Origin of the sequence: Pseudomonas baetica (assembly GCF_002813455.1) — a bacterium.
Classification (GTDB): domain Bacteria; phylum Pseudomonadota; class Gammaproteobacteria; order Pseudomonadales; family Pseudomonadaceae; genus Aquipseudomonas; species Aquipseudomonas baetica.
On record NZ_PHHE01000001.1, the window covers coordinates 807,046 to 819,514 of the forward strand.

The window sequence follows — 12,469 nt, forward strand, 5'->3', positions numbered from 1 at the left end:
AGCCGAGCGGGAGCAAGCTCCCTCGCCACATGGTTATGCTGGAACTCTATTCTGGTTTGAAATCAGGTTTGCCGTTGGCGGCTCGCCATTCTTTGATAGCTTTTAGTACGCCGGCTGCGCTGTCCTCAACGCCTTCTTCGGGACAGTACAGAATGTCTATTTCATTCGGGTGTTCTGAAGTTTTTACGATGTTTTCTACAATGTCATCGTGTTCTTTCTCTGAACGGTAATTCCCATGGAATAGCCGGTTTATAAGGCTGAGATATTCTGATTCTGTGTAGTGTTCAAGTTTTCCCTTGAGGTTCATTTAGTTGGTCTCCTTCTTTGTGTGAGTGCCTATATGTTGTTTTGGTGTCAGGATTTTTAGATTGTCGATGTCGTATACCGACCCACCTTCGCTGATTGGGTTGACATGATGAATCTCCAATTTGACTCTTCCGCCGACACGCTCCGATTTGTCAGCAACAGGTGATATTCCCTTTCTGATATCCAATTTGTTTATTTGAGTAAATTTATTATCGAGGTCTGAATCGGCAGCCACAGCCTTCCAAAACGCCCGCCTAAACGCTTTAAAACTGGAAAACTCCCGTCCCCTCAGCTTATCCGCAATCTGCGCGGGTATCGGTGCGCCCTCCGGGGTTGACGCCGCCCCCAGCCAATTACCCGATACCACTTGTCCATTCCCCGTAGCGATTCCCGGATCTTGTCGCCGATCCCTGAACATCGTAAACACGGGTGAGATACCCGAGTCCGCCGGGAACACCGTGATGAACCCACCGAAACTATAGGCATCCAGTTCCGGGTGAGTATCGATTCGTCCTTCAAGTACCGCGACGGCCGTGCCGTCGTACACAACAATGTTTGGCTTACTGGCCGGTAAAGCGGTTGAGTTGTTAGCCGGTTTGACAATGGGCGTCCATGTCATGCCGATTGAGGGAGTGTCTGGACTGTCGACCCTGAAGACATTCAGACTGGAGTCGAACCTGGCGAGCCGGACCGGAGTCCTCGACGCGATACCGGTGTTGTGGGTCGACGCCACGAAGAACTCAGTGGCGTTATTCATTGTTCTGGAGCCCAGCGTCACTGGAAGGTCAATATCGCCATTGGTGAGCGCAATGCCGTTCAGTTCTTCAATGGGTACGGTCGCCAGATCTGCCAACGGAACACTCAAGGCACGGATTTCGTCGGGTTTGAAGTCTGTGACTTCAACAATCCATGATTGGCGATCCTTGGGCACGAAGTCTGAAAGGGAGCCCTCGATAACTCGGGCATCGGAGTTGCCGAGTGGTGCAGGAAACAGTAACGCGGCAAACCCGACCAAAACGACGGATGAGGTTGTGACTGCGGCCGTTGTTGCTGTAACGATACCTGCTTGCAGAGCCGCTCTGATTGCTGCTGCAGTGGCAGCACGTGCTGCCACTTGGCCGGCGTTTACGGTGAACACTGGATTTGATGTTGCGAAGGAACTTGACACCAGAAACGGGCGTAGTGCTCTAGCCGTGTCGAGCGATATCAGCCAATTGTTCAGATGTTCGAGTCGGGCATTTGAGTCTGCCATCTGCTTTGCGTGCGCATCCTCGCGCGCTTTGACCTCCTGTGCCTCGCGCGCTCGTTCGCGATCCCTGCGTTCTTGCTCTCGCTGTTGCTCCGCAGCAATCCTTGCGTGTTCAGCAGCCTGACGTGCCGCTTCGGCGGCAGCCGCTTGCGCCTGTTCGTTGGCCTGCACGGTGGTCAGCCAGTTGTGCACATTGGCTTGTTGTTGATGCAGAACCGTGAGGGTCTGGGCCAGCAACCTGGCTTCGAGCGCCGCGCGATAGGACTGTTTCCACAGGTTCATTCCCGGGCCGTTGGGGCTGAGAATCGGGTCGACGATCTGCGCGCGGGAAAGGAACTGGAAAACTGTTTTATCGGTTGGATCGCTGCCATAAAAGCCGTGGGACAACTGGGTCTCGTACAGCAGTTGCTGGCTCTTGCGCTGAATCACGGTGTTGCGTACACCCAGCTCGCGGATCAGCGATGCCGCCGGTGGTAGCGGGTGGGTCGAAACCTCCTGTCGGGCGGCTGCCAGATCCGCTTCGATGGTCAACGGGATGTGTGTGGTTTTGCCTTGATATTCCGCTTCCAGCGGGCCGGTGAAGTGTTGCAGCACTTGCTGATAGCGACTGGTGTTTCGCGGCGGGCCGAATCGGCCACTGTTGGGAATCGTGGTGCCGGTTGAGGGATTTATACGCATGCCAGGAGGCGCTGTCGCAGTCGTGTGGACTGCCTCGGTCAATACGAACGGCGGTGGTTTTTGCATATTCATATCCTTTTGAATGTGCATTGTTTTTCGATAAGTAACGGGTGAGCAGTCAATTGCTTGCTGCCAATCAAAGTTACAACGAAGTGCTCACGGAAATATCCGGGTTGTCTGTAGGTGCTGACAGGAGATAAGGCGGGAGTTTTCGACGAAAGGAGGGTTTTAGCGGACGCTTCTTTTATGTAATCGGACGTTTCCTATGCAACGAAAGGAAATACCTTTCAAAGCGCACGCCTTGTAGTCCGTTAAACCTTTACCCATAAAAAAAGCGCCCCGGTTTGGCCGGGGCGCTTTTTGTGTTGCGGTGGTTAAATCAGAACGTGTACTTGAAGCCGGTCATGATGTTGCGCGGTGCGCCGTACATGCCGTGGTCGCCTGCGTAGCTGAGGTATTCGCGGTCGAATACGTTGTTCAGGTTGACCGAGGCGCTGAGGTTTTTGCTGATGTCGTAACGCGCCAGCAGGTTGGTGACGGCGTAGCTGCCTTGCTGGAAGGTATGCAGGTCGGCACCGGTCTTGCTCTGCCAGTTCACGCCACCGCCAACGGTGACTTTGTCCAGAATGCCCGGCAGGCGATAGCTGGTGAAGGTCTTGAGGCTGTGACGGGGCAGGGTGGTGACGATGCGCTGGTCATCGGCGTCAGTGCTGACCGCGTAGGCGTAACCGGCAGACGCTTGCCAGCCTTCGGCCAGTTCGCCATCAAGGGTGAATTCCGCACCTTTGGTGGTGGTGCCCTGTTCGGATTTGTAGGTATTGCCGCCTGGGGTGTCGATCCAGATCGCCAGGTTGTCCTGCTCGATCTTGAACAGCGCGAAGCTGGAGTTCAGCTTGCCATCGAAGTGGCTACCCTTGACGCCGACTTCGTAGCCGGTGCCTTCCATCGGGTCCAGAGGCTTGTTGTTGATGTCGCGAACCCACGACGATTGCGGGTTGAAGATCTTGGTGTAGCTGGCATACAACGACCAGTTGTCGTTGACGTCATAGACCACACCCGCGTACGGAATGTAGACGCCGGTTTCCGATTCCTTGGTCTTGGTTTCTGCGCCGCCGTACGGCTTGTCTTCGATATCGCGATGCCAGTCGACCACGCGGCTGCCGAGCAGGATGCTCAGGTCATCGGTGGCACGCAGGCGGGTGGCCAGATACGCGGCGTATTGAGTTTCGTCGACGGTGGATTTGCCGGTGACGTTGAATTCGGGTTTGACCGAATCGCCGTTCCAGTTCAGCAGGTTGTCGATGGCGCCGGCAGGGGAGGTGGAGTAGTCGGTTTTCCAGCCACCGTAGCTCGGCACGTTTTCGTAGTATTGGGACAGGGTCACACCGGCGATCAGCTCATGCTCGCGACCCAGCAGACCGAACGGGCCGGTCAGATAGGCGTCGATGTTGTTCTGGCGCGGCGTACCGGAGAAACGCACCGGCAGTTGGGTCGTGCCGCTGCCGTCAGGGTTCAGGCCGCCGTTGACGTAGTTGAAGACCTCGTCGAATTTGTTCTCGGAGTGAGTCAATTCAACCTTGCCGCTCCAGCCATTGCCGAATTGCTGTTCGATCGAGGTGAAGAAGCTGGTTTGTTCGTGGTCGTTGTAAGACCAGGTCTGCGCCGAGTTCAGCGAACGCTTGAGGTTGGCGCGCGAGCCGTCGGTGAAACGGGTCGGCAGGCCTGAACGCATTGGCGAGTCGACGTCGGTGCGCTGGTAGCTGAAGCCCATGGTCAGCAGGGTGTCTTCGCTGAGGTCGAATTCGGTGATGCCATACATCAGCTGGGAATCTTGCTTGTAGCGGTCGACCCAGGACTGTTCAGTCTTGAAGTCGCCGACCAGACGGCCACGGATGTTGCCGGTTTCGGTCAACGGCCCTGAGACGTCGAAGCCGGTGCCGTAGCGATCCCAGTTGCCGGCTTCAGCGGTGACACTGGCCTGCGCTTCGGCGGTCGGGCGTTTGCGGATCAGGTTGATGGTCGCCGAAGGGCTGCCCAGGCCGCTGATCAGACCGGTGGCACCACGCACCACTTCAACACGGTCGTACATCGCCATGCTCTGGGTGTAGTTGTCCATGCGCTTGACGGTCGGCACGCCGTCGATTTCGAAGTTCTGGATCTCGAAACCACGGGAGAAGTAACCGTCGGACTCTGCGCCCTGGCCGTCACGCAGCACGATGATGCCCGGTGTGGCGTCGAGGGTATCGCTGAGGTTGGTCAGGCGCTGGTCGTCGAGGCGCTGACGGGTCATGACGGTCAGCGACTGTGGGGTCTCCTTGGGTGTCAGGTTCAGACGCGTCGAACTACTGGATGAGTACGTGGTGTACAGCCCGGTGCCTTCAGTGGTCGACCCCGGCGCCTTGCCGGAAATCGATACCGCGCCCAGCTCCAGGGCGTTTCCCGCAGCTGCTCCGGCGGCCGGCACCAGCGAAACGGTGTTGCCGGTCAGTTGATAAGTCATGCCGCTCCCCAGCAGCAAGTTGTCCAGCGCCTGTTTCGGCTCCAGGTGACCGGAGACCGCACTCGACTTCAGGCCAGCAAGGGTTTCCGGGCTGTAGAGAATCTGCAGGTTGGCTTGTTGCCCAAGCTGTTGCAGTGCGCTGGACAGCGGTTGCGCAGGGACGTTGACGTCGACCGGCGTCGCTTGAGCTTGGGCGCTGCCCAACAACATCAGCGTCAGCAGGGCACCTGACAGCACGGCGCCACGCGGATTGCGGCGGGAAATGGCTACAGCCAGAGGGGTGCGGGACAACTTTAAGGCTTGCATTTGCTCGGGATGCTCCTGAAGTGCGAGTGCAGTTTTATTAGTTAATGATAATTAGACGCAACACTGCGTAAAAACCGGAAAAAAATCCCGCCAACCGCGAAAAACTCTGCTATCGCGTGAAGGCGGGATCAGCCCATCCCTGAGCGGCGGGCGTGTCAGGCCGGGTTGAGCGCGGTTTTGACTTTGCCGGCATCCATGCGCACCAACTGGTCGGCGACGTCGAAGTAACGGTCATCGTGGGAGATCACGATGATGGTCTTGCCCAGGCGCTTGAGGTCGGGCAGCAACTCGGTATAGAAGATGCGGCGGAAGGTCGGGTCCTGATCCGCGGCCCATTCGTCGAACACCAGCACCGGGCGTTCCTCCAGCCAGGCATTGACCAGCGCCAGACGTTTGCGCTGGCCGGTGGAGAGGTCGGTGGTGGTGAAGCTGCCGTCCTGCACGCTGACCTTGTGGGCGATTTCCAGGCGTTGCAGGTATTTGTTGGCGTCGTCGGGAATGTGCGTATCGCCTTGCACCACGTCATCGAACAGGTAGTAGTCGGCAAAGACCGTGGTGAACAACTGGCGGTAATCGTCGCGGGTGAGGGCGGTCACGCACTCGCCGTTAAGGCGGATCTCGCCTTGCTGTGGCGGATACAGGCCCAGCAGCAATTTGATCATGGTGGTCTTGCCGCAGCCGTTTTCGCCGACGATGAACACGATGTCGCCCTGTTCGATCTTCAGGTTCACCGGTCCTAGCGTGAACGGATTGGCGTCGCCCACGGCCGGGAAGGTATAGCGTACGTCTTTGAGTTCCAGGCTCTGCACCGGCTCGGCTTTCTTGCCCTGATCGCTGAGCAACAGATGCGGCTCGGGCGAGGAGAACTGCGCCGACAGTTCGGCGATGCGGCGGAAGGCGATCTGTGCGCGGCTGACCACCGGCAAGGTGCCGACCAGATGTTCCAGCGGACCTTTCATGTACAGCAGCACCAGGACGAAACCGCTCATCACGGTTTTGTCAGCGCTGGGCCAGAATGATTGCAGGGCGAGTGCCAGACCGATGACCACAAAGAAGAGCATCGAGCCGAAACTTTTGGCGATCACGAAGGTGTTGATCGATTTGATCTGGGTTTTGCAGATGAAATCGGCAGTGCCCTGGATGCCGCTGTTGAACATGCGTTGGCGGCGCGGGCGGTGAATGCGCAGTTCCTTGGCACCTTCGGCTATCGCGTTGTAGTGCTTTTGCAGTTCGTCTTCAGCGTCACGGGCGGCGAAGAAACCTTTGATCCCGCGCCCTTGGGCGAAGTACTGAATGCCCGTGCCGATCAGGATTGCCACCACCATGATCAGGAACATTGGCCACGACAGCATCGCCAGATAACCCATGCAACCGAGGGTCACGGTCAGCGAGATGGCCAGTGGCGCGAAGGCGAAGGCGAAGTCGCTGATGGTGTCGACATCGTGGGTCAGCACCGGAATCAGGCGATGGCTGCGATAGCGTTCGATCTGTTCGATCGGTGCCGACAGGACTTTCTCGCCCAGTTGTTTGCGCAGGGTGGCGATGATGTGCTGGCCGACATAATTGGTGCCGATGTCCGAGCAGATCGAGCTGAGCAGCGCCAGCACACACAGGCCACCGAACAGCGCGACCACGCCTTGGGTCAGACCGGATTCGGAGTGCAGCGCGTTGTTGATGGTGGCCAGCAGGACGGTGACACTCAGGCCACCGACCATACCCAGAATGACCGACAGTGCGACGACGAGCCGAAAAGGTTTGAGTAGGGTGAACAATTCATGAATTGCACCGCGCGTAGGCTGGGTCATGACAGGACAGTTCCTTGGGTCGTAAAGGCAGATACCCTGTAGAACGTCTGATCCGCTGCTTAATTTAGACGGTCGCCGACTGGCGGCGACCGGGGGGAGAGGAGAAGCGTTACTGCCGATTACAACTCGCGCACGACACGGAAACCGATCCAGTCGCCACGGGTCTTCGGATCGATGTCGTTGCGGTTACCCGAACGCGAGAATACCGGCGCTTCACCCCAGTCATTGCCGCGAATGCGCAGGGTGTCGCAGTTGGGTTCAAGCCACGCGCTGCCGTCGGTTGGCGCGCCTTTGTAGTCCGGGTGATAGCAGTCTTCGACCCACTCATAGACATTGCCGTGCATGTCGTACAGGCCAAAGGCGTTGGCCGGATAGCTGCCTGCCGGCGAGCTGAAACTGTAGCCGTCCGTCGGGCCGTAGGTGTTGGCGTGCCTGGCGATGGTGTAGCCCTTGCCCTCGTCGAACGGGAAGGGGAACGGTCCTTTGGACCCTGCACGGGCACCGTATTCACGCTGGGCTTCGCTGAGCATGCTGTACTTCTGCCCGGTTTTTTTCGACAGCCAGGCGACGTAGTTCTTGATGTCCTGGAAGTCCATGCACACGGCCGGCTGACGCGGGGTTTGCGGATAGCGCGGTTTGCTCGCGACGCACTCGCGACCGGGACGCGTGTCACCGTTGGCGATCACCGCACCGCTCTCGCGAATGTAGCTGTCCCACTCCCCTGCGGTGACTTGAAAGCGGCTCATGGCGAAGGGCTTGACGAAGGTCACATCGTGCATCGGTCCTTCGTCGGGTTCGCGTCCGACTTCATCCTCCGGTGTTCCCATGGTGAAGGTGCCGGCCGGCAGCACGACCATTTCCGGGCAGTCCTTGCAGTCCTTGAACACTTTGCCAGCGGCAGGGGCGGTTGCGGCCTGGGCGGCGCTCGTCAGCAGGCCGCTCATGAGGGCGGCGAGGGCCAGTGCCTTGAGCGCTTTGGCGCCGACGGCAGGGGTCAACAGATCACGTTTCATGAGTCATCTCGTTTAAAGGAAAGCGGTGCGTCACAGCTGCTTTTGCAGCACAGTCATGAAACGCTCGATGTCGTTTTCACTGTTCAGCAGACCCGGCGCGATACGGATCACCGGGCCGACGTCGCGCTCCACCGCATCGCATACCACGCGGTTTTGCATGAGTTGAGCAGCGACCTGATCGCAATCGCGATCCTTGATTCGGAAGAAGGTAAAACCGGCAGACAGATCGGCGCTGCGCGGTGTCACCAGTTCAATCGAGCGGTGCTCCAGCAAGCGGTTCTTGGCGTAGGTGTTGAGTTGGTGAATACGCGACTGGACCTCGCGCTTGCCCAACATCAGATGCAGTTTGAACGCTTCATCCAGCGCCCAGCGGTGTTCGAAACTGTGATAGCCACCGGGGGTCATGATGGTCGAGAACGTGATGGCTTCGGAGAAGGTCGGGATGGTCGGGGTGACGTCCTTGAGTTCGCTGGAACGTGCGCAAATGATCCCGGTACCGCGGGGGCCGAACATCCACTTGTGGGTACCGGCGATAAAGAAGTCGCAATGCATGTCGGGGAAGTCGAGGTCATCGACACCGAAGCCGTGCACGCCATCGACGACGTAGAGGATGCGATCCTTTTCCTCGCGCTGGCGATTGTGCCGATCCACCAGTTTGCCGATCTCGCCGATCGGCAGCTTCACGCCGCTGCCCGATTGCACCCAGGTCATGCCCAGCACACGGGTTTGGGGGCGTATGCCTTTGTCGATACTGGTCAGTATTTCGTCGACGGACACTTTTGCGCTGCTGTCGAACAACTTCAGCTTGCGCACCTTTACGCCATCTTTCTGTTGGCGATAAGCCAAGCTGTAATTGGTTGCGTAGTGCTCGTGTTCGGTGGTGAGGATTTCCTGATCGGCGCGCACATGAATGCCGCCATAGATCATGGCCAGACCTTCGGTGGTGCTGCCGGTGAGGGCGATCTGCTCAGGCTTGGCCTTGAGGTAGCGACCGGCCCATTCGCGCACGGCTTGCTCGCGTTTTTCGGTTTCGCCCAGATCCCAATCCATCGCGCGACCGGGATTGCGGTCGAGGGTCACGCGGTAACGTTCGATGGCTTCGCGCACCGGGCGCGGATGGGAGGTCACAAGGAAGTTGGCGAAATGCAGGTAATCCGGGTCCTGATCGAACAGCTGGCGCAGTTGTGTCCATTTGTTCCCGCCGATCGGTTGTGGATTGGCGGCGCGGGCCGGCAGGTTGACGGCAGTGCCCAGGGGCAGGCCGGCGGCAAGAATGCCGGCTTGTTTGAGAAAGGAACGACGGTTGGTCATGAGGTCTGATCGCTTGTTCGAAGAGGTGTCAGCGGTTGACGACAGGCTTGGAGGATTTTTGCACCTGTTCCCAGACCCGCAAGAAGTTGCCGCCCCACAATTTGGCGATGTCGGCCTCGCTGTAGCCACGGGAGATCAACTCGGCGGTTACGTTGCGTGCTTCGCTGACGTCCTTCCAGCCATCCAGACCGCCGCCATCGTTGAAGTCGGAACTGATGCCGACATGGTCGATGCCGATTTTCTTCACGGCGTAATCGATTGCGTCACCGAGGTCCTTGAGGTTGGCTTTCGGTTCTTCGTCGACGATTGCGTAGAGCTGGCCGGCGTACTCGCCAAAGCGTTGTTCCGGCCATACGGTGATGATCGGGTCACCGGGCATCAGCGCCATCTCCAGGTCCTGCAGTGGCTGCAGATCAAACCTGGCACGCAAGGCGTTGAGCTTGTCCTGTGTGGTTTGGCTCAGGGGGCGCAAGTAGGTCGGGAAACCGACAATTTGCACAACGCCGCCACTGTTCTTGATCAGCTGCATTTCCTGGTCGCTGATATTGCGCGGGATATCCACCAACGCCCGTGGCGCCGAGTGGGAGGCCACGATCGGTGCGCGACTTAGTTGCGCGACCTGTTCCAGTGCCTTGGTCGACATCTGCGAGACATCGATGATCACGCCCAGATCATTGAGGCGATGCACGGCCTGTTTGCCGATGTCCGACAGACCGCCGAGCGCATCGCGGGTGTCATTGAAAAACGGCAGTGGTCGCGAGGAGTCGGCCCAGTCGTTGTTGCCCACGTAACTGAAACCGAACATGCGCATGCCACGTGCGGCCCACTTGTCCAGGGCGTTGAGGTCGTTGCCCAGTGGATAGGCATTGAGCATGCTCATGAAAATCGCAAACTTGCCTTCGCCATGCAGGCGGCGGAAATCGTCCGGGGTGTAGGCGATGGCGACCTGATTAGGGAAGTCGCGCACCAGAGTGCTGATGATCTTGTAGCGGGTTTCCTGCTCGAAGCGTGCCTCTTCGACAAACCCGGCGGTCGGACGGTGTGGGGCGTTGGCGCCGTTCCAGATTTCCGGCCAGCCGAAGATCGTCAGGGCGGCACCGGACAAGCGCCCGCGGGCGGTTTTCACCAGATCGAACTGGCCGCTGCCATCCTTGTCGGCTTCGTTGCCGGCTGTGCCGAAATCCAGCGGCACGGTGATGTGGCTATCGAAGGAAATGATGCGGTCCTGCAACTCATCGGCTTGCTGCATGACTTTGACCGGGTAGCCGGGATTGTCCTTGAACCAGTGTTCCCAAATCGCAAAACCTGCGGCTGCACTGATCGCCAGGGCCAGCGGCAGGCCGATGTAAAAAGCCTTTTTTGAACGTGGTTTTGTCATTGCCATCTCAGTCAGGTTCGCCGTCGAGGTGCAGGCGCAAGGGCCTTCGCTATCTGGGTGGAACGACTGGGCTGCCGGGTAATTTAGGTCTGGCTGAAAAGAACGGCGCGCGATGCAGGAACTGCCCAAGGCTGCGATCTTTTCAGGGCGCCATAAATTTACCTTCGCAACAAACGTTCTAGCTTGGATAAAGCCTGCTTCATGGCTGACACAGGTAGGGCAATGACGATTTCTCGACGATGGTTCATGGCGGGCCTGGCACTGACCGGCGCCGCTGTGCCTGCAGCGTATTTTGGGCATCGTGAATGGACGAGGCCGGATCCGACGATCACCCCGGGTGAGGCGTCGTTCGACGTCGCGGATGTCGCCGGACAACGCCTGGCGGATGCGCTGCGCGGTGTCTGGCAGATTCGTTTCGAGGGTCATGACGCCGGTATCGCGGGTTTGCCCAAAGAAGGTCTGGAAGTGTTTCTCGATGTTGCCCACAAAGGGCGCGGCGTCATCGGCTTTCTCGACACGGCCGAGCGCTTGCGTTCGTCTCAGGCGCCGCGCTATCGAATTCTCGCGGACCTCGCCGATGTCAAAGCTTCGCAGTTGAGTTGGCGTCTGGTCAGCATGTCGGCGGCCGACGGTGCGCCGGACTACGAATTCAGCATGGTGCTGGATGAGGTCTGGGGCGGTTTCGGCAACGCCGGCAGCGGCAGCCTCAGCGGGCGCGTCCTCAACCTCGATCGACCGTTGATGCTACCGGCGCAGGACAATCGTTTTATCGCTGTCAAACGAGTGTTCCCCGAGGCGCGTGAACGCGCAGGGTTGAACCCGACGTTGCTGGCCTGGCTGATTTCTCCCGAGCACCGTCTGTTCCATCAGCTCTGGCACGCCAGTCGTGACAAGTGGCACACCTTGAGCGAGGAAAAACGCGGCGCCCTGCGCGGTATCGGCTGGCAGCCCGGCCCGCGTGACAAGGAGCGCGACGCCCGCGGCCCGCGCAAGGATCGCAATGGCTCGGGTATCGATTTCTTTTTCATGCACCGGCACATGCTGGGCACGGCGCGTTCGATGCAGGATCTGCCGTCGTGGCAGCATTTTCCGCTGCCGCAGCCGGAACTGATCCGCGATCGCCAGGGTTTTGCCGATTACTTCGACAATCACGACGGCACTTCACTGCCGCCGACCTGGCTGGCCGAGGACGATGACGAATACTCGCAATGGGTCAGCGACATCAAGACGGCCGAAACTTATCACAGTAATTTCCTGGTGTGGGAATCGCGCTACCGTGACCCGCGCTACCTGGCCAAGTTAACTCTGGGGCAGTTTGGTTCGGAGGTCGAGCTGGGGCTTCACGACTGGTTGCACATGCGCTGGGCGTCTGTGCCGCGCGATCCCTCCAACGGCCAGCCGGTACCGTTTGCGCGTGATCCGGCCGATTTTTCCGCGCGTTGGTACGCTGCTGAAAACGATTTCCTTGGTGATCCTTTCTCTTCTCATGTGAGCCCGGTGTTCTGGGCGTTCCATGGCTGGATCGATGATCGTCTGGAAGACTGGTTCCGCGCGCACGAACGCTTCCATCCGGGCGAAGTCAGTCGCTTGCAGGTCAATGGTGTGCCGTGGTTTGCACCGGGGCGCTGGGTTGAGGTCGCCGACCCGTGGCTCGGGCCGAGCACCCATGGTTGCAGCACGGTGCCGGGCCTGCAACCAGGCAAGTCAGTGGAGATGGATCCGGAAACCATGAAACTGGCACTGCGCATCACCTTCAGTGACGACGAGAAGGTGTTGGCGTCGTTGTTTCGCAAGGTGCCGCAGCGCCCTTGGTATGCGCGTCATCTGAAACCCAAACAGAATTCGGCCTGAAACCGCGCCATCGTTCTTGGCGAGCAGGCTCGCTCCCGCAGGTTTTTGTGCTGACCCGTAATTAGCGGCAGC

At 58.9% G+C, this 12,469-nt stretch carries 8 protein-coding genes; 1 reads left to right on the plus strand and 7 read right to left on the minus strand.

Annotated features, from left to right (window positions below):
- Positions 1 to 46: 46 nt before the first annotated feature.
- The 7 genes from ATI02_RS03605 to pvdM form a co-directional block, all read right to left on the minus strand.
- Positions 47 to 307, minus strand: a complete 261-nt coding sequence (locus ATI02_RS03605) for a bacteriocin immunity protein (protein WP_100845448.1) — start codon at positions 305 to 307, stop codon at positions 47 to 49.
- Positions 308 to 2,299, minus strand: coding sequence for a pyocin-S2/colicin E7-DNase domain-containing protein (locus tag ATI02_RS03610; RefSeq protein WP_100845449.1), 1,992 nt, complete (start codon positions 2,297 to 2,299; stop codon positions 308 to 310).
- A gap of 313 nt (positions 2,300 to 2,612) precedes the next feature.
- Positions 2,613 to 5,039 (minus strand): TonB-dependent siderophore receptor, encoded by a 2,427-nt coding sequence (locus tag ATI02_RS03615; protein WP_100845450.1) that lies wholly within the window; start codon positions 5,037 to 5,039, stop codon positions 2,613 to 2,615.
- A gap of 155 nt (positions 5,040 to 5,194) precedes the next feature.
- The gene (locus tag ATI02_RS03620; protein ID WP_100845451.1) at positions 5,195 to 6,844 is read right to left on the minus strand and encodes a cyclic peptide export ABC transporter; all 1,650 of its coding nucleotides are present in this window, start codon (positions 6,842 to 6,844) and stop codon (positions 5,195 to 5,197) included.
- A gap of 119 nt (positions 6,845 to 6,963) precedes the next feature.
- Positions 6,964 to 7,857, minus strand: a complete 894-nt coding sequence (gene pvdO, locus ATI02_RS03625) for a dihydropyoverdine dehydrogenase (RefSeq protein ID WP_100845452.1) — start codon at positions 7,855 to 7,857, stop codon at positions 6,964 to 6,966.
- A gap of 30 nt (positions 7,858 to 7,887) precedes the next feature.
- Positions 7,888 to 9,168 (minus strand): pyoverdine-tailoring periplasmic protein PvdN, encoded by a 1,281-nt coding sequence (gene pvdN, locus ATI02_RS03630; RefSeq protein ID WP_100845453.1) that lies wholly within the window; start codon positions 9,166 to 9,168, stop codon positions 7,888 to 7,890.
- Between the two features lie 28 nt (positions 9,169 to 9,196).
- The gene (gene pvdM / locus ATI02_RS03635) at positions 9,197 to 10,546 is read right to left on the minus strand and encodes a pyoverdine-tailoring dipeptidase-like protein PvdM (protein ID WP_100845454.1); all 1,350 of its coding nucleotides are present in this window, start codon (positions 10,544 to 10,546) and stop codon (positions 9,197 to 9,199) included.
- 222 nt (positions 10,547 to 10,768) lie between these two features.
- On the opposite strand from pvdM, the gene pvdP reads away from it, so the two are divergent.
- Positions 10,769 to 12,397 carry a pyoverdine maturation tyrosinase PvdP gene (pvdP, locus tag ATI02_RS03640; RefSeq protein ID WP_100845455.1) on the plus strand — a complete coding sequence of 543 codons (1,629 nt, stop codon included), beginning with the start codon at positions 10,769 to 10,771 and terminating at the stop codon, positions 12,395 to 12,397.
- Positions 12,398 to 12,469: the final 72 nt, after the last annotated feature.

Excerpts from the sequence above, each read along its gene's own strand:
- ATI02_RS03605 (WP_100845448.1), bottom strand. The coding sequence starts at position 307 with ATGAACCTCAAGGGAAAACTTGAACACTACACAGAATCAGAATATCTC.
- ATI02_RS03610 (WP_100845449.1), bottom strand. The coding sequence starts at position 2,299 with ATGCAAAAACCACCGCCGTTCGTATTGACCGAGGCAGTCCACACGACT.
- ATI02_RS03615 (WP_100845450.1), bottom strand. The coding sequence starts at position 5,039 with ATGCAAGCCTTAAAGTTGTCCCGCACCCCTCTGGCTGTAGCCATTTCC.
- ATI02_RS03620 (WP_100845451.1), bottom strand. The coding sequence starts at position 6,844 with ATGACCCAGCCTACGCGCGGTGCAATTCATGAATTGTTCACCCTACTC.
- pvdO (WP_100845452.1), bottom strand. The coding sequence starts at position 7,857 with ATGAAACGTGATCTGTTGACCCCTGCCGTCGGCGCCAAAGCGCTCAAG.
- pvdN (WP_100845453.1), bottom strand. The coding sequence starts at position 9,168 with ATGACCAACCGTCGTTCCTTTCTCAAACAAGCCGGCATTCTTGCCGCC.
- pvdM (WP_100845454.1), bottom strand. The coding sequence starts at position 10,546 with ATGACAAAACCACGTTCAAAAAAGGCTTTTTACATCGGCCTGCCGCTG.
- pvdP (WP_100845455.1), top strand. The coding sequence starts at position 10,769 with ATGACGATTTCTCGACGATGGTTCATGGCGGGCCTGGCACTGACCGGC.